The 26,978-nt window shown below is 45.6% G+C and carries 19 protein-coding genes; 14 read left to right on the top strand and 5 right to left on the bottom strand.

From position 1 onward, the window contains the following. Positions 1 to 58 precede the first annotated feature (58 nt). From AC1DCV_RS00235 to AC1DCV_RS00250, 4 genes are all read left to right on the top strand, one after another. The gene (locus tag AC1DCV_RS00235) at positions 59 to 892 is read left to right on the top strand and encodes an N-acetylmuramoyl-L-alanine amidase (protein ID WP_477021325.1); all 834 of its coding nucleotides are present in this window, start codon (positions 59 to 61) and stop codon (positions 890 to 892) included. Positions 893 to 1,074: 182 nt separating this feature from the next. Next, the gene (locus AC1DCV_RS00240; protein ID WP_477021326.1) at positions 1,075 to 1,476 is read left to right on the top strand and encodes a hypothetical protein; all 402 of its coding nucleotides are present in this window, start codon (positions 1,075 to 1,077) and stop codon (positions 1,474 to 1,476) included. A gap of 251 nt (positions 1,477 to 1,727) precedes the next feature. Then, positions 1,728 to 4,910, top strand: coding sequence for a SusC/RagA family TonB-linked outer membrane protein (locus tag AC1DCV_RS00245; RefSeq protein ID WP_477021327.1), 3,183 nt, complete (start codon positions 1,728 to 1,730; stop codon positions 4,908 to 4,910). A 13-nt stretch (positions 4,911 to 4,923) separates the two neighbouring features. After that, a complete protein-coding gene (locus tag AC1DCV_RS00250) occupies positions 4,924 to 6,360 on the top strand; it encodes a SusD/RagB family nutrient-binding outer membrane lipoprotein (RefSeq protein ID WP_477021328.1) in 1,437 nt (478 codons plus the stop codon). A 106-nt stretch (positions 6,361 to 6,466) separates the two neighbouring features. Here AC1DCV_RS00250 and AC1DCV_RS00255 read toward each other — a convergent pair whose 3' ends face one another. Continuing rightward, positions 6,467 to 7,699 (bottom strand): glycoside hydrolase family 88/105 protein, encoded by a 1,233-nt coding sequence (locus AC1DCV_RS00255; RefSeq protein WP_477021329.1) that lies wholly within the window; start codon positions 7,697 to 7,699, stop codon positions 6,467 to 6,469. A 181-nt stretch (positions 7,700 to 7,880) separates the two neighbouring features. Between AC1DCV_RS00255 and AC1DCV_RS00260 the strand changes: the two genes are divergently transcribed. The 7 genes from AC1DCV_RS00260 to AC1DCV_RS00290 all read left to right on the top strand — a co-directional run bounded on the left by AC1DCV_RS00260 (position 7,881) and on the right by AC1DCV_RS00290 (position 17,840). After that, on the top strand, positions 7,881 to 8,507 hold the full coding sequence (locus tag AC1DCV_RS00260) for a hypothetical protein (RefSeq protein WP_477021330.1): 627 nt from the start codon (positions 7,881 to 7,883) through the stop codon (positions 8,505 to 8,507). A 99-nt stretch (positions 8,508 to 8,606) separates the two neighbouring features. Then, the gene (locus AC1DCV_RS00265; protein WP_477021331.1) at positions 8,607 to 9,230 is read left to right on the top strand and encodes an RNA polymerase sigma factor; all 624 of its coding nucleotides are present in this window, start codon (positions 8,607 to 8,609) and stop codon (positions 9,228 to 9,230) included. A gap of 68 nt (positions 9,231 to 9,298) precedes the next feature. Continuing rightward, positions 9,299 to 10,339 carry a FecR family protein gene (locus AC1DCV_RS00270; protein ID WP_477021332.1) on the top strand — a complete coding sequence of 347 codons (1,041 nt, stop codon included), beginning with the start codon at positions 9,299 to 9,301 and terminating at the stop codon, positions 10,337 to 10,339. Positions 10,340 to 10,482: 143 nt separating this feature from the next. Continuing rightward, positions 10,483 to 14,055, top strand: a complete 3,573-nt coding sequence (locus AC1DCV_RS00275; protein WP_477021333.1) for a SusC/RagA family TonB-linked outer membrane protein — start codon at positions 10,483 to 10,485, stop codon at positions 14,053 to 14,055. 18 nt (positions 14,056 to 14,073) lie between these two features. After that, positions 14,074 to 15,525: a RagB/SusD family nutrient uptake outer membrane protein gene (locus tag AC1DCV_RS00280; RefSeq protein WP_477021334.1), complete on the top strand. Its 1,452-nt coding sequence runs from the start codon at positions 14,074 to 14,076 to the stop codon at positions 15,523 to 15,525. A gap of 29 nt (positions 15,526 to 15,554) precedes the next feature. Further along, a complete protein-coding gene (locus tag AC1DCV_RS00285) occupies positions 15,555 to 16,712 on the top strand; it encodes a redoxin family protein (RefSeq protein ID WP_477021335.1) in 1,158 nt (385 codons plus the stop codon). A 3-nt stretch (positions 16,713 to 16,715) separates the two neighbouring features. Beyond that, positions 16,716 to 17,840 (top strand): redoxin domain-containing protein, encoded by a 1,125-nt coding sequence (locus AC1DCV_RS00290; protein ID WP_477021336.1) that lies wholly within the window; start codon positions 16,716 to 16,718, stop codon positions 17,838 to 17,840. A gap of 68 nt (positions 17,841 to 17,908) precedes the next feature. Here AC1DCV_RS00290 and AC1DCV_RS00295 read toward each other — a convergent pair whose 3' ends face one another. Continuing rightward, positions 17,909 to 18,694: an SDR family oxidoreductase gene (locus AC1DCV_RS00295; protein WP_477021337.1), complete on the bottom strand. Its 786-nt coding sequence runs from the start codon at positions 18,692 to 18,694 to the stop codon at positions 17,909 to 17,911. Between the two features lie 114 nt (positions 18,695 to 18,808). Then, a complete protein-coding gene (locus AC1DCV_RS00300) occupies positions 18,809 to 19,930 on the bottom strand; it encodes an acyltransferase family protein (protein ID WP_477021338.1) in 1,122 nt (373 codons plus the stop codon). Positions 19,931 to 20,116: 186 nt separating this feature from the next. Between AC1DCV_RS00300 and AC1DCV_RS00305 the strand changes: the two genes are divergently transcribed. After that, positions 20,117 to 21,172, top strand: a complete 1,056-nt coding sequence (locus AC1DCV_RS00305) for a cellulase family glycosylhydrolase (protein WP_477021339.1) — start codon at positions 20,117 to 20,119, stop codon at positions 21,170 to 21,172. 44 nt (positions 21,173 to 21,216) lie between these two features. Here AC1DCV_RS00305 and AC1DCV_RS00310 read toward each other — a convergent pair whose 3' ends face one another. Both AC1DCV_RS00310 and AC1DCV_RS00315 read right to left on the bottom strand, forming a co-directional pair. Then, positions 21,217 to 22,047, bottom strand: a complete 831-nt coding sequence (locus tag AC1DCV_RS00310; protein ID WP_441572771.1) for a YitT family protein — start codon at positions 22,045 to 22,047, stop codon at positions 21,217 to 21,219. A 164-nt stretch (positions 22,048 to 22,211) separates the two neighbouring features. Beyond that, positions 22,212 to 22,466, bottom strand: coding sequence for a hypothetical protein (locus AC1DCV_RS00315; RefSeq protein WP_477021340.1), 255 nt, complete (start codon positions 22,464 to 22,466; stop codon positions 22,212 to 22,214). Between the two features lie 812 nt (positions 22,467 to 23,278). Between AC1DCV_RS00315 and AC1DCV_RS00320 the strand changes: the two genes are divergently transcribed. Both AC1DCV_RS00320 and AC1DCV_RS00325 read left to right on the top strand, forming a co-directional pair. Beyond that, entirely contained in the window at positions 23,279 to 24,121 is an 843-nt protein-coding gene (locus AC1DCV_RS00320; protein WP_477021341.1) for an energy transducer TonB, read from the top strand. Positions 24,122 to 24,397: 276 nt separating this feature from the next. Next, positions 24,398 to 26,977 (top strand): phosphoenolpyruvate carboxylase, encoded by a 2,580-nt coding sequence (locus tag AC1DCV_RS00325; protein WP_477021342.1) that lies wholly within the window; start codon positions 24,398 to 24,400, stop codon positions 26,975 to 26,977. The last annotated feature ends 1 nt before the right edge of the window (position 26,978 follow it).

Below are 26,978 nucleotides of genomic sequence, written 5' to 3' on the forward strand. Positions count from 1 at the left end.
GCATCGGTTCATTTAGTATCTTTATCAAGTAGTCTTGTGTAAACTTTAACAGATACAAATGAAGACCATATTTCCCTTTATAAAATACTGCTGCCTGCTGGCAGTGATTGGCGGCTTTGCTTATTGCGCGCGTAATCCCTATGCCAGTACCAATAAGGTGTACAGGCAGCAAGCCAAGTCCTATGCGAAAGCATTGCGGCAGCAACCCGGGGAATTGTCCGGTGCCAGTGGCGTAGCTGCTCCCTCGTGGGTGGGTACGGTCAATTTTAATATGCGTAAACCCAGCATAGTTATCATTCATCATACAGCTCAGAATTCATGTGAACAAACACTGAAGACGTTTACCATGGAAAAAACACAGGTAAGCGCGCATTATGTGATATGCCGCAATGGGGCCATTCATCATATGCTGAACGACTATCTCCGCGCCTGGCACGGAGGTGTTGCCAAATGGGGCAACCTCACGGATATCAATTCTTCTTCCATCGGGATAGAACTGGACAATAACGGAAAGGAACCTTTTGATCCCGCCCAGATCAGCAGTTTGCTTGTGTTGCTCGATACCCTGCAGCATCGCTACAATATTCCCACTGCCAACTTTATAGGCCATGGTGATATTGCTCCGGGCAGAAAAGTAGATCCCAGTGCTTTCTTTCCCTGGCAACAACTTGCAGAAAAAGGCTTTGGCCTTTGGTATAAAGACACCACCGCCACCGCAGTGCCCGAATCTTTTAACACATTACTGGCGCTCCGCATCATCGGATACGATATAAAAGATTCTTCCGCCGCCATCATGGCCTTTAAACGCCACTTTATGCCAACGGACAGCCTGCCGGGCCTGAGCGATGCCGGAAAGAAAATACTACTCAATCTGCAGCAGCAATATCAATGACCTGTTAGGAAGACACCTTACTTTACTTTTACCCCTACGCGAACCACAGAGTTTATTTTGTGGAATGAGATAAATATGTTATTTTAATAATGAGTTAGCACGATAACCAAAATCAAAGAGATCATCTAATAAGGACTTGTTATATACCTATTCTCCAACCCTTATCTTAATCTATACTTGTTATGAAGCGTACAATTAAATTCCCGTTACTGCTTTTGGCAGCCAGCACCCTTTTGCTCTGTATTCCCCGCCACCATGTTAACGCCGCACACAGCATACTCTCAAAAGACTCCTCCTGCCTCGTGAAAACCGAGGTGAGCTATGATTTTGCAGATAATATGCATAAAAAAGTGAATGACGTTATCGAAGACAAACTCGCTGGCGGTATTGAAGAAGGCGGCAAAATTACCTGGGAAAATTCTCCCGGCGCGCCGGAATACTACCAGGTGATATTGCGCAAAACCAAAGTATCTATCAAGTACAAAGGCACTGCTTGCCAGGACCGGCAAATCTGGCAAAATATTGAAGACTGTAAAGCAGAATTGAAAAAACTGCTGAATATTCAAACTGCTGCAACGAAGTAAACCAACCATTTCCGGGGGATATCATATCTCCCGGTGTTTTATTTGCCTATATTACTTCCATTATTTCCTCCTGCGTTCTTTAAATCTATTTAGTCTATAAATTTTGTAGATTAATAATTGTGCCTTACTTTTGCCCCGATATCACACCAATCATCATACGCCAACAACTAAATGCCAAAATCGGAAACGGGTGTAACGGGATAACCATTCTCCGCAAAGATCTAAGTCAATACATAAACAAAGTACTAAGCATGAATTACGTAAAAAGGCTGTTATGCCTGCTGCCGGTTTTACTGTGGCTGCAGCAGAGTATTGCCCAGGAAATCAGGGTCAGCGGAGTCGTTACTTCCCGCTCCGATGCACAGCGTGTACCCGGCGCTATCATACAGTTGAGAGGAAAAAGTTATGGTACGCAAACAGATCCGGATGGGAAATATACCATCAGCGCAAATGTAAATGACACATTACAATTCTCGTCCCTTGGCTTCCAGACCGCATTTGTAGTCATAGGCAACAGCCGGGTCATTAATATCTCTTTAGAAAACAGCAACCGGAAACTGGATGAGGTAGTAGTAACAGCACTCGGTATTTCCAGGGAAAAAAAATCACTGGGCTATGCGGTGCAGGAATTAAAATCGAAAGATATTTCTGAAGCCAAAGAAACCAACCTGGTAAACGCTTTATCCGGGAAAATAGCAGGCGTGCAGGTGACTAACAGTCAGGGTAACCTCGGCTCTTCCCGTATTGTGATTCGTGGCGAGACTTCGATTGCAGGTAATAACCAACCATTATTTGTACTGGATGGTGTACCGGTAGATAACAGTCAGCTGGGAATAGGTACCGGTCGCGATTTTGCGAATGCTATCTCCGACATTAATCCGGACGATGTGGCCTCTATCAGCGTGCTGAAAGGTCCTAACGCAGCGGCATTATACGGCTCACGTGCCTCCAGTGGTGTGATCGTTATTAAAACAAAAACCGGAAAAGATACCAAAGGCGGTATGGGCGTAACAGTTAACTCCGGCGCTACCTTCGATAAATTATTGATCCTGCCTGATTTTCAGAACTCCTACGGACAAGGGTCCGGCGGACAGTTTTCTTATAAAGATGGTAAAGGCGGCGGAATCAACGATGGCGTAGATGAAAGCTGGGGCCCCAAACTGGATGGCCGGCTTATTCCGCAATTCTTTTCTAATGGAGAAGCAGTACCGTTTGTAGCACATCCGGATAATGTGAAGGATTTCTACGTAACCGGTTATACATTAAACAACGGTTTATCCGTTGGAGGCTCCAATGAAAAACTGGATTATCGCTTCTCTTATAACAACACCAAACAAGAAGGTATTTTGCCTAACACAGGTATTACCCGTAATACTTTTACAGCCAGCAATACTTTCCGCCTCACGCCAAAGCTGACCCTCAGCACCTATGCCAATTACGTGCGCAGCGCCGCCGATAATTTGCCTGGTGTAGATGGCAGACGTGGTAACAGCGTAACCCTTCAGTTTATCTGGTTCGGCCGTCAGGTGGATGTGAGCAAACTGAAGAACTATAAAAATGCAGATGGTACCGACTTTAACTGGAACCATAGCTACTATAGCAATCCTTACTGGATCCAGAATGAAAATACGGTGGGCATGCTGCGTAACCGATTCCTCGGTAACGCCAGATTATCCTATCAGGTACTTGACTGGCTGACCGCTAATCTGCGTGTTGGTACAGATTATTATACCGACAGACGTAAGTATAAAATCGCTTACTATACCAATGGTACACCATTTGGTTCCTACACGGAAGATGCTTACACGGTGAATGAAACCAATGGCGAATTCACCTTGAACGCAAAGAAAAAAATAGGCAGCGATTTTGATTTCGATATCCTGGCCGGCGCCAACCTGCGTACCAATCAACTGGAGCAGAACTACCAACAGGCGCCTAAGCTGGCCGTGAAAGATGTGTATACACTGAATAATTCACGCGATCCGTTTTTATCTACCAGCTTGCTCAACAAACAAAAAGTATACAGCGGATTTGCAGCAGCACAGATAGGCTTCCGCAACTATGCCTTCGTTAACTTAACGGCACGTAACGACTGGTCTTCCACTTTACCGCCCGGTAGCAACTCCTACTTTTATCCTTCAGCCAACGCCAGCGTGGTGCTCACAGAGGCCCTGCACATACAAAGCAAGGCGCTTACCCTGCTGAAAATACGTGGTGGCTGGGCACAGGTAGGAAAGGATACAGATCCTTACCAACTGGTAAATACATTCCCCTTCAATCAACCGTTTGGCGCCAATCCACTGCTGACAGTATCAGATAAGTTTTTAAATAAAAACCTCAAACCGGAGATTACTACCTCCACAGAATTTGGTGTGGAAGCAGGTTTCCTGGATAACAGGTTAAGACTGGACGTCACCTACTATAGCTCTAATAGCCGCAACCAGATTCTGCTGGCGGACGTAAGTCCTACCACCGGCTATCTGAAAAAATTACTGAACTCCGGCGAAATCAGTAACCATGGGGTAGAAGTAATGCTGGGACTAACGCCCATCACTACACGCTCCGGCTTCCGTTGGGATGTGAATGTGAATTACGCACGTAATGTGAGTAAAGTGTTAGCATTGGATGCAGATGGATTTTTGACCAACTATGTACTGGGTAGTTCCGGCAATATACAAGTACTGGCAAGTAAAGGTCAGCAGTATGGTGCATTATATGGTACTGCCTACAAAAGAGATAGTGAGAACAGGATATTAGTGAATGCAGACGGCACGCCATCTGTAGATCCCAACAAAAAAATATTGGGTTACTACACACCAAAATGGACAGGTGGTATTAATAACAGCTTTACTTTCAAAGGCTTTAATCTGAGCTTCCTGATAGATACCAAACAGGGAGGATCTATCTGGTCCGGAACCAATTCTACCGGGATGACTACAGGTGTACTGGCAGCTACTATGCCGGGCCGCGACCAGGAAAATGGTGGGTTACCTTACTACGTAGAGGGCAAAAATAATATTCCGTTACCGGATCATAACGCTACCGCACCGGGTGGTGCAGCGGTAAAACATGATGGGATCATCTTTGATGGTTATACTGCAGATGGTAAAAAGAATACCACCATTCTTCCTGCAGCCAGCTACTACAAGGCAGTATACAGCGGCAATCTGAATGAGAGCGCGATATACGATGCGTCCTTTATCAAGCTGCGCGAAATTAAACTTGGGTATACACTGCCCGCCTCTATTGTAGGCAGATGGGGATTACAGGCGGTGAATATTGCGCTGGTGGCCAGGAATCTGGGATACCTGCAAAAACATGCGCCCAATATCGATCCTGAAACGGCATTTAACACCGGTAATGGCCAGGGATTGGAAACACTGCAAATTCCTACTACGCGCAGCTTTGGCTTTAACCTGAATGTTTCATTTTAACTATTGACCGATCATGAAAAAGTTGTTGATACCTTTCTATATCATATTTGCTGCTACCTTACTGGCCAGTTGCCAGAAGGAGCTGGAGCGCACCAACAAAAATCCAAATGAACCTACCTCCGCACAACCGGACTACCTGTTGAGCAATGGAATAAAATCCAATGTGGATACCTATTGGGGTCCTGATGCCACTATGGAAACATCCTTGCTGTATGTGCAGTATTGGGCAAAAATCCAGTATCCTGATCCTGACAGTTATAAACCAGCATCTACCAGCATACAAACCGTGTGGAGCAATTTTTACGCACAGGGAGTACAGGATTTTACTACGCTGGTGCAGTTGGGTGATAGTCTGCATAATCCCAATTATAGGGCTGTAGGTGTGATTATGCGTAGCTGGATATTTCAGCAGTTAACAGATTTGTATGGAGATATTCCTTATTCTCAGGCTGGTAATATTGAGAAATATCTTACACCTGCATATGATAGTCAGCGGGTAGTGTACAGAGGTTTGTTAGCGGAACTAAAAGGAGCCGTACAGATCATTTCTCCTACAGATAATCCCATATTGGGTGATGTGCTGTTGCAGAACGATCTGAAAAGCTGGAAAAGATTCGCCAACGGTTTACGTTCCCGTATTGCACTGCGTATTGCAGATCGTGATCCGGAAGCAGCTAAAGCGGTATTTGCAGAGCTGGCGGCAGAAGGCAACTTCTTATTGGGGCCTAACGACCCTGAGATAAAACTGAATTACCTGGCTTCTCCTAACCAGAATCCGGTAGGAAGAAACAGGGAAACAAGAAATGATTATCGCATCAGTAAAACAGTGGTGGATAAATTGAAAGGACTGAACGACCCACGCTTAAGTATATACGCCGCATTACCAACAGAACCAGGTTCTACTAACTATGTGGGCGTTACCAATGGTCTGACAGCGGATTCTGCTTCCCGACTTGGTTTCACTAAGACCTCCGATATTGGTGCTGTATTCACTGCTACCCTGGCACCGGCATGGTTATTTACTTATTCAGAACAGTTGTTTATCCTGGCAGAAGCAGCGCAGCGTAACCTCATCAGTGGCAATGCTGCAGATCTGTATGCACAGGCTATCCGCGCTTCTTTCAAACAATACGGCATCACTGGCAAACCGGTAGACGATTACCTGGCGCAGGCAGCCGTTGCTTACGATGCGAATAACTATAAGAAATCAATCGGTGAACAGAAGTGGCTGGCGCTTTTCAGCGAAGGTCTGGAAGCATTTGCAGAGTGGAGAAGACTGGATTATCCACAACTTACACCTGCTTATACCGGTGCATTGCAAGGAAAAATGCCGTTGCGTTTAACGTATCCTTCCAGTGAGCAGGCGTTGAATGGAAATAGCTATAAAGCTGCAGTAGCAAGGCAGGGCGCTGATCTGCTAACCACTAAGGTGTGGTTTGATGTGTACTAACAGGAATTACGAATTATGAATTACGAATTACGGAGTTGTGAGAAGATAGTAAACGCGATGATCGACATTTGCTTTTATCTTCTCACAACTCCGTAATTCGTAATTCTTATTTTTTCGCCCTGTAGCGCATAATTTCAACGCCCGCTTCTATCACAGGTCCTATACCGTGAAAATCGTTTAACTCCGTAGGGCGGTTATAGTAAAAAGAAAGATCGGCAGAGGTATTTGTACCGATACATACATCCTTCAGTTGTCCGTCTTCCTGTATTTTTTCCTTTACCAATCCTTCCCAGCCACGTTCGGCAATAGTGATATAGCGTTTGTCGAGCCAGCCTTCATTTACAGCCCGGGCAATGGAATACACAAACATCGCAGTGCAGGAAGTTTCCGTGTAAGAGTCCGTGCGATCCAGTACCTGGTGGAACAGTCCATTAGCGCCCTGATATTTTGCCACACCCAGTATCTGTTGGGTGAGGTCGGCGATCACTTCGTTTCTGCCGGGATGATTAGCTGGTAAGCTATTCAGTAGTTGTACTTTGGCCAGCATGATCCAGCCGTTGGCACGACCCCAGTGAGCCACGCCCTGTCTTTTCAGATCTTCGTAATAGTAGTGCACATATAATTCTGTGCGGGGATCCCAGAGGTAGTGGGTGAAATGTTTGATCTGCGCTACCGCATCGTCAAAGTAGGCGTTGTTGTTGGTGAGCTTTCCCATACGGGCGAGAAAGGGCACACTCATATAGAGGTCATCTCCCCACAAGGTCCATTTATAGGGGTTTGGCCGGCATAACGTGCCATCAGGCAGTCTTTCCTGTATCTTGCTGATATGATTGGCTGCTTTGTCGATATAGGCCATGTAATCGTTTCTTTTTACGGTATTATATACATCCAGCAGACTGGCGCCCATGGAGCCGCAATCATCCAGTACCCGGGTATTGATCAGCTGATTGAATGGAAAGTTTTTGTATTTCACGCCTTTTTTGCTGAGTGCTTCGAAATAAGCATAGTTGTCGAATGCAAATGCCACATGTTTCTGCGCAAACGCATTGTATTTTTCGTCTTTGAGGTAATTACCCAAATCTATCATGGCAATGTTTAATACGCCATTGGGGTAGTGCCATTCACTCAGGTGATCTGAGATGGAGGCTTTGACGCCGTCCGGAATTTCCTTGCTGGTATTCCAGCTCTGGTTGTTATCACCTGTAAACTTGAAGGCAGCGTGTGCAATGGCGTAATCTGCTACTTTTTTTACCACCGCAGCATCTGCGGAGTTGTCCTGCGTACGGCCGGCAAAGGGTGTGGCCAGTCCCAGGTATAACAGGAATGTCAGCTTTTTCATAAATAGTACGTGGTTTATGCTTAACAATATAGTGCGCTTTCATCATTTGTGCAAACGATTGCATAAAAAATAATTGGTCATCTATATAAATTATTTTAATTATGTGTTTGAGAATGATTAGTTTTAGTTTAATCGGGTCATGCTGAAAAAACGGTATTGACCCCACGAAGAAGTAACGATCATGAAAAGCGTATTTTTATTCCTAACGGTAACCATCCTGTCCGCCTGTCATCAGAATAAACCGGAAGAGCCGGATACGATGCCGGTAGCAGCACCCTCAGAAACCATTCAACCACTCACCGCAGCAGATGACTCTATGCAGGAGCCCCACCGCAGCCGTAACATTTCCTGGGAGCAGGTGGAAGTATTCGAGTTTTCAAAGGCACTGATCAATAACAAAGTGCCCCTGTTTACTAACCGGCAACGCCTGGAAAGCAGCATCGGAGCGGCAGACAGTATTGTTTCTACTCAGAATGAAGACATCTGCGGGTCACAGTTCGACGAGGACTTCAGCTATTTTTATAAAGAAGGTTCTACGTTTGAACTCTGCAGGGATTCCATTGCCTGCGAGGAATTCGTGTTTACAACGAATCAGATACTGACTTTGGGTAAGGTATCCTTCTCCCGTAATACCACCTGGGAAGACGTGAAAAAAATGTTTCCAAATGCCGTATTACAGGCGGAAAATGAAGGAAAATCAGATATGGTTACCCTCCGGGACTCTTATAGTAAAGACAGCGACAGCAGCGTGCAGCTATATTTCGAAAACGGAAAGCTGGCACGCGTGGTGAACTTTATTCCCTGTTAATAACGGGTCGCCTCAACCGCATCTTCAAAAGCTGATACATCTCCGGATATTTTGTTCCAGGTGAACAAATCGTGATTCCTTTCCTTATTTTTGATGATAATGCTTTCGGAAGGGTTACATATGGAGGATGCATGGAGAATGCTGCTGAACGGCCAGCAGGCCGCAATGATGCTGTTATATGATGCGCATTATATAGGCATGTTTAATTATGGGGTGAAGCTCACCGGCAACCGGGAACGGGCTTCAGAATGTATTACCCAGGTATTGCTGGACCTGTGGGACAAACGCAACACATTGCCCGAAGTGGAAAATGTACGCGCCTACCTGCTCACCTGCATCCGTCATAAACTGATGGCTGAAATGAAAGCCGACCGCCGCCGGGAACAGCGACACCACGCTTTTGAAGCCGGCCGGGAACAAACAGAAGTAGCTTATGAACAGCTGCTGATTTCCGCACAATCCGATAAAGTATTGAAACAGCGTCTGGAAAAAGCGCTGGCCAAACTGGCTCCCCGGCAACTGGAGCTGCTGCGCCTGCGCTATTTTGAAGACAGAGATTATGATGAGATAGCTGTTATTTGTAATGTAACAAAACGAACCGTCTATAATAGTATCCACGATGCCATCAAAATTTTGAGGGCAGAACTCAGTACCGACGGCGAGGACTATACTTATCTGTACAGCATTCCCCTCCTTGTTCTATTCATGTTGACCCTTCAATAAAAAAAATATTGTTTTACAGTAGTAAAAAGAACAACCCGTGTTCTCTATAGAAAAAGGATGGATGTTTTATGTCTGATTTTCAGGACTACCATAGTGAAGATTTTTTACAGGAGCCTTCTTTCTGCCGGTACTGTACCGGCACAGATGCCCGTGCTGTCAGCTTCTGGGAATCCTGGATCATAGCACATCCGGAAAAACAGGCAGCAGTGAAAGAGGCGAAAGCCTTATATTATATGCTGAACGGCAATATTACGGCCAAATCTTTCTCGCAGCAACGCCAGCGTTTTGAACAAGCTTTCCAGCAACATCTGGCCACAACGCCTGTCAGGAGGATATCGCCCGTATGGAAAATACTGGCCCGCGCCGCAGTGATAGCTCTGCTGATCAATATCGCAGGATTTGCAGTATACCAATACAAAAAACAAAACCGCATCCGGAATTACAGCAGTCTGTCTGGCGAAAGAAAATCTTTTCAGCTCCCGGATGGCACCAGCGTAATGTTGAATGCCAATAGTCATATTACCATCGCCCAACATTTTAATAAAGAAGCCCGCGAAGTTACATTGGTCGGGGAAGCCTTCTTTGACGTAGCAGCAGCGGCTAACAAGCCCTTTATTGTACACACAAAGAAAATGGATATACGCGTACTGGGAACTTCTTTCAATGTACGCGCCTACCCGGAAGACAAAGTGGTAGAAACCGCCCTGATCAAGGGAAAAGTGGAAGTCACCATTCACGGTGAACAAAACCGGAAAATCATCCTGCAACCGACGCAAAAAATTGTGATCGGGGTGGTGGCAGCGAGTCATATTACCGCACCATCGGCCACCATCGGCAATGTGGTGCTGAGTCCGCGCGATAGTGCTGCGGTAGAAACTTCCTGGACGCGCAATCGCCTTGTACTTACTGATATGCCGTTAGGTACTGCCGCCGTGGAAATGAGCAGATGGTATGGTGTGAAAATTAAAGTCGATAGTACGATTGCTAATAAATACAGGTATACCGCCACGTTTGAGAAAGAAACAGTAGAACAGGCATTGAAGGCCATGCAAGCCTCTGTGCCATTTAATTACAGAATTGAGAACAATGAAATATTTATCAGCCAATAAAAAAAGAAGATGACAACTTATCAAGACCAACCATTTTCTAAACAGTAAAAGGGAACGCCTGAGCGCTCCCTCCAGTTAAGTAAAGGAAACAGGGCTTTTGCCGGGCGTCTGTTTCCCATTATGGACATTAACCAACTAAATGTATGAAAAAAATCAGTCCACGGACTGCACGTATGGTGCATTCCGGCAGGAGCATTATTTGTCGTGTTACCAAAATGACCATGCTGCTGCTGTTACTCTGTAGTATTCACGCCTTCGCTACCAAGCTTCATCAAAACATCCGTTTATCCCTACACTTGAAGAAAGTTCCGCTGACAAAGGTTTTCAGCGCCATTGAACAACAGTCGAATCTGCGCTTTGTATATGGGAATAATATTATTCCGGCAGACAAACGCATTTCCATTGATGTGGACAATGTAACGTTAACGGATGTACTAAAAGAAGTTCTGCTGGGTACCGGACTCGGATTTAGCAGTACGGAAACCAACCTGGTGGTAATTAATCAGCAACCTGCTCCTGCCAAACAGGAACGCATTATCAAAGGAAAAGTATTTGATGAAGCCCATAACGCGGTGCCAGGCGTAACAGTTATGCTGAAAAATCTGCAGGCAGGTTCCAACACCAATGCCAAAGGAGAATTTACATTGGCGGTTACAGAAAGCAATCCCATACTGCTGATCAGCTGTATGGGGTTTATGCCTAAAACATTGGAGGTGGGAGACAAGTCTTACCTGGAAATAATTCTCACACCCAATATCTCCCTGTTACAGCAGGTAGTAGTTACCGGTTACCAAACTATTTCAAAAGAAAGAAGTGCGGGATCTTTTACGAAGGTAGAGGGCGCACAGCTACAGCAAAAATCGGGGAGTATGAGTGTGGTAGACCGCCTGGAAGGCCTTGTACCGGGGTTTGCCGTGAACAACAGTACCGGTGCGGATAAATTCCTGATAAGAGGTGTTTCCAGTGTAAACGCCAGCAGAATGCCGCTGTTTGTAGTCGATAATGTGCCCATGTCCAATGATTATATTACCAACTTTGTTAACCCCAACGATGTTGAAAGTATCACTTTCCTAAAAGATGCTACGGCTGCTTCTATCTGGGGCGCCAACGCTGCTAACGGTGTGGTGGTAATCACCACCCGCAAAGGGAAAGATCTGAACCGCCGCATCAAAATGAATTATGATGGTTTCGTTTCTTTTAAAGGATTGCCGGATTATGATTACCAGCATAAAATGAATTCCACTCAGTTCATGAATGCCGCAAAAGAGATATTTAATGCAACGGCTTATCCCTGGAAGACGGTTACCACACCTGGTGTTGGTAATTCAGATCCTATTGTATATCCACATGAGCGAATATTATACGATCTGAGTAATGGCCTTATTCCGCAATCAGTTGCAGATGCCAGGATGGATTCGTTGGCTTCACTGAATAATCGTGGCCAGATTGATCAGTACCTGCAACAGCCGGCGCTGTTGACAAATCATAGTTTGTCTTTTACCGGCGGTAGTCAGTTTCATTCCTACTACGGTTCACTCGCTTATACCAACCAACAGAATAACGATAAGTCTTCCCTGAACCGTTACCAGATGAACCTGCGTCAGGATTTCGCTTTTAGTAAAAATGTGAAAGCAGATATGACGGTGAACCTGTCACAACAGAAGAACACCCGTTTCATCATTCCTACTCTTCCCGACCTGAATACCTATTTACCTTATGCTATGCTGGCGGATGCCGATGGAACGCCTTTATCCCAGGCGTATTTGAAAATGTATCAGCCCTATCGCCAAACCGCGGAAACGAAAAGTGCACTGAACCTCAACTATATTCCGTTGAAAGAATCCGCTTATACCAGTAATAACGCTACTACCTCGGGGGCTGTCAGGGTAAATACAGGTCTGAATATAAAATTGGTGAAAGGGTTAACGTATGATGGTCGTTTTCAATACCAGCAGGTTAACAACAACGGCTATACGTTTTACGACCAGAAATCTTATCAGACACGCTACGAGTTGGTACATTTTACACAGGCCGCCACTACACCCGGAGCAAAACCTGTATATTTTCTTCCTGAATCAGGTGGACAATACCAATCCTCCAATTCACAAAATATTTCCTGGACAGCACGTAATCAGCTGATGTATGATAACAGTTTTAAAGCACATCAGTTAACCTTCCTCGCTGGTACGGAAGTGCGTGGCGACAGAACCCGCAGTTTTTCTTCCACCCGTCGTGGCTTTGATTACCAGACGCAGACCTATAATGTGTTCGATGAAAAAATGCTGCAAACTACCGGTGTAACCAGTCCCGTGATAGGAAATACCTCCGCCACAAAAAGTTTATTAACAGCTAACCCTATTACAGTGGGAGAAGTCGAAACCCGCTTTTTCTCCTTGTATGCCAACGGCGCCTATACCTATAAGCAGCGGTATAACCTGAATGGTAGCATACGTATGGACCAGTCCAATCTTTTTGGTACGGAAAAAAGTCAGCAGTATAAACCTATCTGGTCGGCCGGCGCCGGCTGGATCATCAGCAATGAATCCTTCTTTGCGGTGAAAACAGTGAATCGCCTTAACCTCCGCGCTACCTACGGTTTGGGCGGAAATGCACCTTTACCGGGTTCCGGCAGTTCTGTGGATATTGTGCTGGCAGAAAGCAGCCCGTTATTTAACAGCGTAGGAATCGGCTATCGTCCTTTATTGCCAGGTAATAAAATGCTTACCTGGGAACGGACTAAAATGATGAACATCGGGGTGGACTTTGACCTGTTTAACAGCCGTTTAAGTGGTGCCGTAGATGTATACCGTAAGAAGACAATTGATTTGCTGGGCTCACAACCACTGGACAGAACAGCTGGTTGGTATTATGGATATGCTAACCTGGGCGATATGATGAATAAGGGGATCGACATACAGCTCAACAGCCGGAACCTGGCGAAAGGCCGTTTCACCTGGAACACTTTATTTACGTTAGGGTATAATAAGAACAAAGTCCTGAAGTTAAACCGCAACACGCCACTGACACCATCCAATAAAGTAAACGCAGGATTTGTGGAAGGTTACCCTGCCTATAGTTTCTTCGCATACAAATGGGCAGGACTGGATGCCATGGGCGACCCACAGGCATTCACTGCCGATGAAAAAAAAGTAAAGAACACTTCCGGCATAGTGGCCGCAGATCTTAATTATGCAGGGGTATCACAACCTACATGGTATGGTGGTATCACGAACAGCTTTCGTTATGGAAATTTTGACCTGTCTTTTTTGGTGATTTATAACCTGGGTTACCAGATGCGCAGAGATGTAAATAATTTTTATGCCGGAAGACTCACCGCCAACATCCCGGTTTCTTTTGAAGATCGTTGGAAACAACCTGGTGATGAAGCGAAAACCAATATCCCGTCTTATATGCCTGTAGGCTCGCAAAGCATTGCACGACGTTCTACAGAATTGTATCAACAGGCAGATATTAATATTGTGAAGGCGGATTATATCAAGCTCCGTGACCTTACGCTCGCCTGGAACCTTCCGGGACGTGTGGTAGATCATGCCGGTATGGAAAGCTGCCGCATTTATACACAATTAAACAACGTGATGTTGTGGAAGGCCAATAAAGATGGTATCGATCCGGAGTACTTCAAACTGATGTATGGTGTACGGGCGCCGGAAATGAAGCCTTTTTTTACAGTAGGGATGAACGTGAGGTTTAAATAATCTTAAAAACCAGGTAATATGAGCAACAAACGACTGATATATATCGCGGTAACGGCAGGCATCCTGATGATGACCTCCTGTACCAAATTTCTGGATATAGTACCCAAAGGAAAAGATACCCCACGCACACTGGATCAGTACAACGGGTTATTTAACAGCAGCAATCTCTTTAGCTATAACGATGTGGCACAGTATGCAGATGGTAGTCTGCATATCAACGGTGGGGCAGATATGTGTGTGATGATGGGAGATGATGTCATTACGGATTCCGGCTACCTCTCGCTGCTGGACCTTTCTTATCTGAAGGGCTATACATGGAAAGATAATCTTTACCTGCCGGATGCGGATGCCATTGAGTGGGGCGCTTTCTATGGTCAGAACTATACGTATAATGTGATTGCCAATAATGTGATGGCAGTGGCAGATGACAATCTGCAAAAGAAAAAAGAATTACTGGCAGAAGCGAGGACAGGTCGTGCGCTGATGCATTTTATGTTGTTAAATTATTTTGCAAAACCCTATGATCCAGCTACAGCTGCCACAGATCCGGGGGTACCATTGGTGACAACCGCTAATGCAGTGGCCTCCGGATTTAAAAGAGCGCGGGTACAGGAAGTGTATGATTTTGTGATCAATGAACTGGTATCCGCCATTCCAGACCTGCCGGAGATTACGCCTATGCGCTTGCGCATGGGCAAATCTGCCGGGTATTATATCCTGGGGCAGGTATATTTTACCATGGGGAAGTATGACCTGGCGCTCGCCGCATTGCAGCAATGTAAAGCAGCCCTGAATAATAGCGCCGTGCCTTTACAATTCTATGATTACAACAAAGTAATGGCGGGATGGACCTCACCTTTTATGCCCAGCTTCGGCGCTTTTAATATGCCGCAGGCATTCGATAACCAGGAGAACATTTACCTGAAACAGATCACGTTGCTGAATTTCATTTTTTCAAATGTAGCGATGCTGAGTCCTGCTGCACTGGCAAAATATGATCCGGCAGACTTGCGCCTGAAGTTCTTTTATGGAGCAGACTATTTCACCGGCGCTACCAAGCTGCCTTACCTGTTGCATAACTCTCCACTGGCGATCAACTTTGGCCCTTCTCTTCCCGGCTTATACCTGATGCTGGCGGAATGTAAAGCCCGTACCGGTGATCTGACCGGCGCTACCGCCGATCTGGTTACACTGCGCAGTAACCGTTTACCTGCTGCCAAAGCAGGTGTGGATGCTACTACCAAAGATGACCTGATACGCTTTGTGATCGATGAACGCCTGCGTGAATACGCCTGTACGGGAGTGCGCTGGTTTGATATGCGCCGTCTTTCTACTGATCCGCTGTTTAAAAATGTAACCTATACCCATCAGCTGGGTACGGCTACTTTTACTTTACCGAAAGAACGTCTGACCCTCAAAATACCACCTAAGATTTTAATGCTGAATCCGGGAATGGAAGACAATCCTTAATCAATAGCTTAAAGAGAAAATCAAGTCATATGAATTATAAAAAGATAGCAGGAGCGCTGATGCTCATGGCTGGCTCTCTGTATGCCAGCGCCCAGCAGGGATATACCATCAAGGCAGCATTGAAAAATGCAGGAGATGCTAAATTACTGATGGCGTACATGGATGGGAAAGACTTTGTAATAGATAGCAATTACACCACCGAAAAAGGCGTGGTTACTTTTAAAGGGAAAGTGAATCATCCGGTATTATGCCATTTTATTACGCGTAACATGGCGCTGAATATAAAAACTGATCATGGTTATATTCCTTCGCCAGGGCTGGAATTCTTTCTTTCCAATGATCTTATCCGCATCACCGGCGATGCCAACGCTATTTATAAAGCTTCCGTAAAAGGAGGGCAGGAGAATAACGACTGGAACACCATTAAAGCAAAGGAAGCGGCGATTACAGACCGGAACTGGCAGGCTACATTGCTATCCTACAAAGATACGGTTGCTGACCATCAGCAGGCGCTAAAAGCCAAAAGCCGCATACTGCGGGAACAACTCAGCACCGAACAGGATAAACTGCAAACAGCCTTTATTCAGTCTCACCCTAAATCACTGGTGAGCATGTACTTCCTGGCTAATATGGTAAATAGCCTGGACCTGGCAAAGTTGGAGGCCACCTACAACCAGCTGGACGCTGCTCATAAAACTTCGGAATACGCCAGAAGAATCGAAGATAAACTGGCTGCCAGCAAAGCCACCAGCATAGGTAAAACGGCTATCCCACTGAATAAAACAGATATCAACGGCACCCCGGTAAACCTGCAGGCGTTGCAGGGAAAATATGTGTTGCTCGACTTCTGGGGCAGCTGGTGCGGCCCTTGCCGTCAAAGCCATCCGCATTTGAAAGAATTGTATAACCAATACAAAAGCGCTGGTTTTGAAATAGTAGGCATTGCGCAGGAACAGGGTAATGATCCTACTGCCGTTTGGAAAAAAGCCATCGCAGAAGATGGCCTCCCATGGATACAGGTACTTAATAACACCGGCATAGAAAAGTTTGATGCTGTAAAATCTTACGGTATTACCGCTTTCCCCACTAAAATTCTGTTGGATAAAGAAGGTAAAATTATAGGGAGATATGTAGGGCAGGAAGCAGAAGGATTAACAGAAAAATTAACAGGGCTCTTTAAAAAATAACACATGAAATATATCATTGCAATGGTCTCCCTGCTCACTGCCACCGGTGTGGCCGCTCAGGGGAAGTATACCATTAAAGGCACTATCAGCGGTTTGGATAAGGAAACAAAAGTGATGCTCAGTTATCGTATTGATAAAACATCAGTAGAAGATTCTGCGATCACAAAAAACGGGACTTTTGAAATACAGGGAACCATTGGAGAACCAGCCAATGCTACGCTCAAACTCAAAGCCCTGGATGATGATGGCATTTTTTCTATCGAGAAAATGTTGTTTGCCGATAAGCAGGAGTTTTTCCTGGAAAAAGGAAATTTCACAGTAACCGGTAACGGCAATATAAGTCATGCGGTGATTAAGGGTGCCGCGGCTCAAACAGATTACCTGTTGCTGGCGCAGCAGCTGAAACCATTTACAGATCAACTGGAGCCATTAACCGAACAAATAAAAAAGCAGTTTCTGCAGAAAAATAATGCGGTGGTGGATTCCGTCCGTAAAATTTGTGTGCCTTTGTTTAATAAAGTGGAAGAAGGAGAGCTGGCGTTTATCAAAGCTCATCCGGCTTCTTTTGTAAGCTGGCACCTGGTAAAGGAACGTGGTGGCATTATTAACCCGGTGACCTTCGAACCATTATTCAATGGTTTGGATGCGCAATTTCGTAATTCCGTGAGAGGGAAGGAGCTGGCTGCCAAGTTAGATATCGCAAAAAAAACGGCGATAGGTAATGCCGCTTTGCCGTTTACACAGGCTGATACCACCGGGCAGGCGATTACGTTAGCATCTCTCAAAGGTAAATATGTGTTAGTAGATTTCTGGGCCAGCTGGTGCGGACCCTGCAGAGCAGAAAACCCTAATGTACGTAAAGCCTATGCGGAATACCACCACAAAAACTTTGAGATCATCGCCATCTCCCTGGATGAAAAAAAAGCGCCCTGGATCAAAGCGATTAACGATGATCAGCTGCCATGGCTGCATGTAAGTGACCTGAAGGGCTGGAACAATGAAGTAGCAAAGGCTTATGGTATTACAGCAGTGCCACAGAATCTGTTACTGGATCCTAACGGCGTCATTATTGCAAAAAATCTGCGGGGTGATAAACTGGCCGCTAAGCTGGCAGAAGTATTAAAATAGAAAGAATAAAAATAAAATTCCGGTAGCATATTAATATGCTACCGGAATTTTATTTTCAGGCAGTACGTTTACATCACCGGTGTTTTACCACCATCTACTGCGGTGCTGGTACCTGTAATATATGCAGCAGCAGGGGCGGCAAGAAATGCTGCGAGGGCAGCTATTTCGCGGGCTTCTCCAAATCTTTGCATCGGAATTTCTTTCAGCCACTCTGCTTCAATTACTTCCCTGGAAACATTTCTGGCAGCAGCACTGCTATTGAATAATCCTTCCAGTCTTGCCGTGGAAGTAGAGCCTGGCAGCACATTGTTGACGGTAATGCCGTATGGCGCCAGTTCCGTAGCCAGTGTTTTAGACCAGGCAGCAACGGCCCAGCGGGTAGTATTGGATACGCCCAGGTTTTTTATCGGTGTTTTTACGGAAGTAGAAATAATATTAATAATGCGGCCATACCCGGCGGCTATCATGCCGGGTACTAACGCCTGCGCCAATGCCTGGTTACAGAGCAGGTGTTGTGAAAATGCGGCGGTAAAGGCCGCCGCATTGGCTTCTATAATAGGGCCGGCAGCTGGCCCGCCGGTGTTATTAATGAGTATATGAACGGGCCCCTGTTCGGCTACGCTGGTCGCAACGGCCGTTACCTGCACTACATCTGAAAAGTCGGCTATCACATAACGGTGTTGTTGTTCATGAGCAGTGCTCAGGGTAGATAACACCTTTTTCAACCGGTCTTCATTCCTTGCTAATAACACACAGGTAGCGCCCAATAACGCCAGTTCTTCTGCTGTAGCTAATCCTATGCCTTGTGAGCTGCCGCACACCAGCGCTGTTTTTCCTTTCAGTGAGAGGTCCATTGGATATGTTTTGTGTACAATTTAATGGATTTTTTTACAGGGGTCAGCGGCAAAAAAAAGCAGCGAAGACAGGATACACCTGCTTCGCTGCTTTTAATAATTTATTTTCTCTAACTACACCCGCACGTAAATCTTACGCTTATCCAGTATGTACCCTACCAACCAGCAGGTGAGCATAAAGGCGAGCGAGAAGAGCAGTGAACCGAACTTGCCGGGTGACAGTGGCTGAAAGATGGTATCGTTGATCCATTGATAAAGAGTGGCGCCGCCAACAGTAAACACGCCAAACAGAATGGCCATGATCTCCGATAGCAGGTAAAGGAACAGTGGATTTTTACCGAATACGGTAAAGAAGCCGGTGCCTTTTGTGAAGCCGATAATATCAATCACAAAGATGAGTAAGGATAACAGGAACAGATCTATACTTATTGTTAGCAGTACATAAGAGCTGGTCCAGAGTTTTTTATTGATAGGGAATACGGTATTCCAGGCGTAAGCCAGGGCAAAGAGGAAGATGCCGGCCATGATCATGCGCATGAGTCCTGGTTTTGTTCTGCCTTGCTGCTGTACAAATAGTCCGGTATAATAACCCGCTATTACATTCACTACCGCAGGAATGGTGCTGAGTAAGCCTTCCGGATCAAAGGCAATGCCTTCGCCGTGGTACATGTGGTTATCACCAAGCACCAGTTTATCGAGCAGGATACCAGCGTTGCCGTTAATGCCGTACTGGTCACCAGGTGTGCCGCAATACCATAGTATGGCCCAATAGCCCAGCAGGAACAGGGCGCTGACGCCCCATATCACTTTCTTTGAACAGTAATGGATTAACAGGGAGGCAATACCATAGCAAAGGGCAATACGTTGCAATACGCCCAGGATACGGGTATGATCAAACGGTTTGAATTCGATGCCGTGATCGGTTTGTTGAACAAAAGGAAACCAGTACATCAGGTATCCTAGCAGGAAAATTATCAGGGTGCGCTTGAAAATCTTTCCGAGCACCGCTGAATTTCCCAGTTGTTCATATTTTCTCATGCTGAAGCTCATGGCATTGCCTACAGCAAAGAGAAAAGAAGGGAATACGAGGTCGGTGGGAGTCCACCCATGCCAGGAAGCATGATCGAGTGGCCAGTATGTTCCACCTGTACCGCCTGTGTTCACTATGATCATGAAACAGACGGTCATGCCGCGGAATACGTCCAGCGGTAAAAAGCGTTGAGAGCTTTGTGTCATTTCCCTTTAATTATTGGTTGATAAGATGGTAAGGAATGAAAAAAGAGCGTTGAGCGCCTACAATATATACATCTAAAAATCAAAATCCAAATATGAAATGTCGAAGAAAAATGTATGAGCGGTCATAATGACTATTTCCGGAAGGGAAAATTGACTATTTTTAGATAGCCCCTTAAACCTTGCCCTATGCACAACAAGATGATGGCAGTATGTGGTTTAGCCCTGTTCCTCACTGCCTGTAAACAATCGCCCACTGATACCTGGTCACCCGAAAAAGCTAACAACTGGTATGCGTCCAAAGGTTGGTTGCGGGGATGTAATTTTATTCCAAGTACGGCGGTCAACCAGCTGGAAATGTGGCAGGCGGCCACTTTTGATTCCGTTACCATTGACCGGGAATTGGGATATGCCGAAGGTATTGGCTTGAATTCGATGCGGGTATACCTCCACCACCTGCCCTGGGTGGACGATGCCGCCGGATTTAAACAGCGCATCCGTACTTACCTCTCTATTGCAGACCGGCACCATATGTCCACTGCCCTGGTGTTTTTTGATGATTGCTGGAATAACGTGTATGATGCCGGCAAGCAACCGCCGCCCATACCGGGGGTACATAATTCCCGCTGGGTGCAGGATCCGGGAATCGCTATCTTTACCAGTCCTGCGCTGGCAGATACTTTGGAGAGATATGTAAAAGATATACTCCGCACGTTTGGTAAGGATCCACGGGTACTGCTCTGGGACCTGTACAATGAACCCGGAAGCTTTGGAGCGGGGACTAAAAGTTTACCACTGCTGGAAGAAGTATTTCGCTGGAGCCGGGAGATAAACCCCGCACAACCTTTAACAGTAGGCATCTGGAACCCGGACCTGAAAGTATTGAACGAGTTCCAGGAGGAACATTCCGATGTGATTACTTATCACAACTATCTGCCACCCGACATGCATCAGCAGGATATCAATAACCTGCGATCGTTCGCGCGGCCACTGCTTTGCACAGAATACATGGCCCGTCCGCTGGGCAGTCGTTTTGATAATATTATGCCATTACTGAAAAAGGAAAATATTGGCGCCTATAGTTGGGGATTGGTAGCCGGTAAAACCAATACCATGTATGCACAGGGTATGCCGGTGCCGGATGGGAGTGAACCTGAGCTGTGGTATCATGATATTTTCCGGAAAGACGGAACGCCTTACAATGAGGAAGAAGTGAAAGTGATACGTGGGCTAACAGCGAAGTAGGCATTCGGATAGGGGGATGACTCTATCCGAATGCCGATATACTATTATTTAGAAAATCCTCTCCCTAATACCTCGTGCACTTCGTGGATAACCACAAAGGCTTCGGAATCGGTTTCCTGTACCAGTGATTTCAGGCGCATCAGCTCCTGTTTACCAATGATCACATACAGCACTTCCTTGGGATCGTGTGTATAGGCGCCATGTCCGTGTAATACGGTGGCGCCGCGTTTCATTTCACCGGTAATCTTTTGCGCAATAGCATCTGTATGGTTGGAGATGATAGTAATTGCACGCTTGGTATTCAACCCATCCACGATATAGTCGACTGTTCTGGCGCCTATGTATACCGCAATGAAAGTATACATGGTTTTTTCTATGCCAATAATAAAGGAGGATGCCAGTATCACTACGATATCAAAAATGAGCATGGCGTTGCCCAGTGTCCAGCCCAGGTATTTGTTGAATAACCGCGCCACAATAGCAGAGCCACCTGTAGTGCCCCCAGATAAAAATACCAGTCCTATGCCTATGCCCACCAGGAGTCCCGCAAAGATAGCTGCCAGTAAAGGGTTGGTGGTAACGGGTGTTAGTTTGTTTTCAGTGAGATACAGAAACAGGGAGCAAAAAAAGATGCCCAGTATCGTATAGACCATGCTTCGTTTATCCAGCAGTTTATAGCCGGTAACGATCAGGATGGCGTTAATAATAAGGTTCGTAACTCCTGGTGACCACCCCCAGTAGTAATAAGTCACAATGGTAATACCAATTACGCCCCCCTCGGATAATTTGTTGGGGATAGCCAGGTAGTTGATGCCGACCGCGAAGATCAGGGCACCTGCCACAATGAGTAAAATATTTTTCACATGCTCTTTCATGCCGCAAAAATACGCTTTTGTCCTACTCCCCATCACGGGTGGCATCCCGGGGAAAGAAAAAAAAGTACAAAAAAGTCATTCAATAATTTGGAATTAATAAAACTCGATGTATATTTGTCTACCAATTCAGTAGACTAATAAAATCTACCACTATAAGGGAAGCATCAGGCAAACGCTTCCGGCATCCTTTGATCCACCAGCAAGGTGTTGCTGCCATCATTATTGAAAAAACGTGTAAATAAAAATACACTATGAAAAGGCACACGCTGACTAGTGGAATGCGTTCCCACACGCAAAAAAACGTGGTAAATATCACCTGTTCCCGTTACATCCAAACGGCCCGCTCCTGTTGCAGTAGCTGCTGTTGATGACAAAATCTTGCGTTCTGTAAGCTGTAAATAGAGTGCCTGGTCTGGCATGCGGGGACGGTATATTGCAAAATTTATTGGTGGTAAATTTATCCGCAACGTACTTACCCGCATCCTCCTGGCATTTTCAACCGGAATCTTAATCATTACCTCTCTCATTGTATTCAATATGAAACTATATAGCCGTTGTTTAATGATGACTTACTTATTGGGTAAGCCAGGTCAAACAACCATGAAAGATAATATAACGTTTACGGATACACGCTTTGTGCTTGTATCCGGAACGGAATAGCATTCGTTACTATCCAATGAAATTAAACGATCGACTTCAGTTCAAAGGGGCGTTGCCTCAAACAATTCTGGTGGGTTTTGTTGGTGGCGGCCCCGAAAACTGAAGTATATAAACTGATTTAAGACTGCTTCCCAACCAACTGTTATTTAAGACATTCATCCGGGAGCGGTCAGCCTACACGAAGTAACGTGTACGTTTATACCTTTTTCGGAAAGCCTAATTAAAATAGAAGGAACCACTTGTTTCCAGGTAAGGTCCCCAGTGCCAGCAAGTCCCGACACGTGTCGGGACTTCTATTTTTGATATATCCTGTATGATTTGTTTACCTGTTTTCATTAATTATCATATATCCATTGACGTTATAATACCATTTTATTTTTCATTTGCCGTATAGTCATCACTGTTGTTTCCTTCATCTTTCTGATATATATGGTTGCGCCCTGCTAACCACTGCAGTCCACACGCGCTTATATAATATACACCACTGTGTTTCCCATCTCCCGGAAAAAATATTTTCATAAACCTTATGGAAAGTATTTCACTGTAACATCTAATTAAAAAACAAATTACTATGGACTCAACTAAGATCCCGGGGAATGAATTCCTCGACATTCTTTTCTATGGAAGGAATAAAGATTATGGGGCCTATGAACTCCGCAGTCGTTACGACAAACGCGTTCGTAATGCAATAATAGGCACCGCTTCTGTTATGTTAGTAATGATTGGTGGTTACGTGTTGAACAACACATTGATGGCTGCCGGAAATGTACATCCTCCGGTGTTTACCAAGGAGGTAATCAAACTGGATGATATAAAATTACCAGATCCTGACCCGGTAATCCCACCACCACCACCAGTTCAGAATACACCACCACCAGCAGTAGCTGCAGTTAGTTATGTAGATCCAAAGATTGTAGCCGGAGATGTTGCGCCGGAGGAAATGCCTCCACGGATGGCTGATATCGGTAACAAAGCAATCGCTTTTGAAAATAGAGAAGGTCCAGATGGAGACATCAATAATATAGATCTGGGCGCTGGTAACCGTGGTGGAACAGGTGTTGTAAAATCTGAAGCAGTGGCACCTGATGCAAGCGGCCCTATGTCTTTCGTAGAACTCATGCCGGAGTATCCTGGTGGAGAAACCGCACTGATGAAATATCTTAACAAAAATGTGAAGTACCCGCATGTAGCCCAGGAAAATGAAATACAAGGAACCGTTTTTGTTCAGTTTGTGGTGAACCGCGATGGTACCATTAGCAATGTGAAAACAGTAGGTGCTCCCAAAGGTGGTGGTCTCGAGGACGAAGCAATAAGGGTAGTTAGCAATATGTCCAAATGGAAACCCGGCAAACAAAACGGACAATATGTAGCTGTCTTCTTTAATCTGCCGATTAGCTTTAGACTCAGTCAATAGTGGCCTTTACGCGATGACTATATTATCAACACATTAATTTTTATTCCTGTTAATCCGGCTTACATCCATTTAACCTGCGCATTCTAATTCCTGATACCAGTCCCGGCTCACATAAAAGTGGCCGGGATTGGCTTTTTTAGGTCATTTTATTTGATAATATTCAAACTTTCTGTATATATATCAAACAAAAATCAAAAAACTCAAAAATTACCGTAATAATTATTAATTTCACGACCGCTTAGTCTTCTTCTTTAGCACTATAAACGGATAATTAGTATGGAAGCGCCGGTAAATAATTCGCTGCAACAGTTCAAAAACCTCGTTGGTACAAAGTTTCAGCTGTATAATAGTCTCTTCACCTCATTGCCTTTCCACCGGGTGGAAAAGACAGGTATCTTCCTGTCCCTGTTCCTGCTTCACTGCGAAGAAGGATACGCCAAGGGCAGCAGCCCGCAGGAAATTATGGATTCCTTTTTTCAGCAGTATACTACCTATACCGAAGAAAAACAGCGGACGGACCTGTTATTCCGCTTTGTGCAGTATGCAGAAAGACAAGTTGTATTATTTGATGCACTCGAAGATGCAGCCTTCCGTAATATCCGCGACCTGCAAGGCGCCGGAACCCTGCGCCACCTGCAATCAGAAGTAATACAGGAACAAGCCCAGGAACAGCTGACAGAGAAACTGAAAGATTTTTCCGTACGACTCGTACTTACCGCGCACCCTACCCAGTTTTATCCGAGTGAGGTATTAGGTATTATCAACGACCTGTCTAAAGCCCTCATCGATGAAAATACCAGCCAGGTAAATATGTACCTGCAGCAGCTGGGTAAAACACCTTTCTTCAAAAAAGAAAAACCCACTCCATATGATGAAGCTATCAGCCTGGTGTGGTTCCTCGAAAATATATTTTACCAGTCGGCCGGCCGTATCCTCTCTTCTATCCGGGCACAGTTTCCCGGTGCGATCAGCAGTGATAACTCCCTGATCCGTATGGGCTTCTGGCCTGGCGGTGACCGGGACGGTAACCCGTTTGTAAAAGCGCCTACCACCCTGGAAGTGGCTGCCGCACTGCGTTCTTCCGTGATGAAATGCTATTTCCGCGAAGTACGTAACCTGCGCCGCCGCCTTACCTTTAAAGGTGTAGAAAATGTAGTGGCTGCACTGGAATCAAAATTATCCCGCAATCTCTTTATTCCCGGCCATAAGGCGGATATCAGTCGTCAGGAAATCCTGGATACGTTGTCGGATATACGCCGTACCATCATCGCCGATCACAACGGCCTGTTTGTACATCTCGTGGAAAACCTGATCAGCAAAGTAGAAATCTTCGGATTGTTCTTTGCCTCCCTGGATATACGCCAGGACAGCTCAGTACACGAAGCCGTGCTGGAAGCAGTGGCCACTAAAACCGATGTACTACCAGGTAACTATACGTCGCTGGACGAGAACGCAAAGATCGATGCACTGCTGAATATTCCGGCAGCGATAGATCCGATGGTGCTGGAAAATCCATTGCACCAGGATACGCTGCAAACTATTGCCGGCATCAAAGAAATACAGGCTGCCAACGGGGAAGAAGGATGTAACCGTTATATTATCAGTCACAGTACCAGCGTACTCAATGTGATGGAAGTATATGGTATGTTCCTGCTCAGCGGCTGGAAGAAGGAAGAAATCACAGTAGACATTGTACCGTTGTTTGAAACGATCGATGACCTTCGTCATGCCGGACAGGTGATGAAGCTGCTGTATGAAAATAAAGAATACCGTGAGCACCTGCGCCGCCGCCAGTGTAAACAAACCATTATGCTGGGCTTCTCAGATGGTACCAAAGATGGTGGTTACCTGATGGCCAACTGGAGCATCTACAAAGCAAAAGAGGAACTGACCAAAATATCCAAAGACTATGGTATCAGCGTGGTGTTCTTCGATGGCAGGGGAGGTCCTCCGGCACGTGGTGGTGGGAAAACGCATCAGTTCTATGCTTCTATGGGTAGAAATATTGCCAATAAAGAAATTCAGCAAACCATTCAGGGGCAAACCATCAGCTCTAACTTTGGTACCGTGGATGCGGCACAATTCAATATGGAACAACTGATTCATGCCGGTATCAGCAATGAACTGTTTTCTTCCCGTGACGTAACCCTGAGCAAGGCAGAAGAAGACCTGTTGCAATTACTGGCGGATGAAGGATATAAGTCTTACAATAGATTAAAAACACATCCGCACTTCCTGGCGTACCTGGATCATGCCAGTCCGCTGCGTTACTATGCGGAAGCCAATATCGGCAGCCGCCCGAGCAAACGTAATGCCTCTGCCAAACTCAATCTCAATGACCTGAGGGCAGTACCTTATGTAGGCGCGTGGAGTCAGCTGAAACAAAATGTACCAGGGTATTACGGCGTGGGCAGTGCACTGGAGCAGTTAGATAAACAAGGTAAATGGGATGATATAGCCGCCTTGTACAAACATTCCCTGTTTTTCAGAACCTTGCTGGATAACTGTGAAATGGCGATGAAGAAAAGCTATTTCCCGCTGACAGCTTACCTGGCCCGGCACCCGCAGTACGGAGAAGTGTGGCAGATGATCAATAGCGAATTTGAACTCGCAAAAAAATACCTGCTCCGGCTCACCAATGAGTCTGAACTGATGGGAGGCAGCCCTATTGACCTGCTTTCTATTCAGATGAGGGAAAGGATTGTGCTGCCTTTGCTCACTACGCAGCAATATGCGCTTACCCGTATCCGAGAGCTGGATTCACATGCCGACAATGGTCATGGCAGAGAAACCTACGAAAAGCTCATCATGCGTTGTTCTTTCGGTATTATTAATGCGGGCAGAAACTCCGCGTAAA

The sequence above is a fragment of the Chitinophaga sp. 10T418 genome (genome assembly GCF_056394125.1).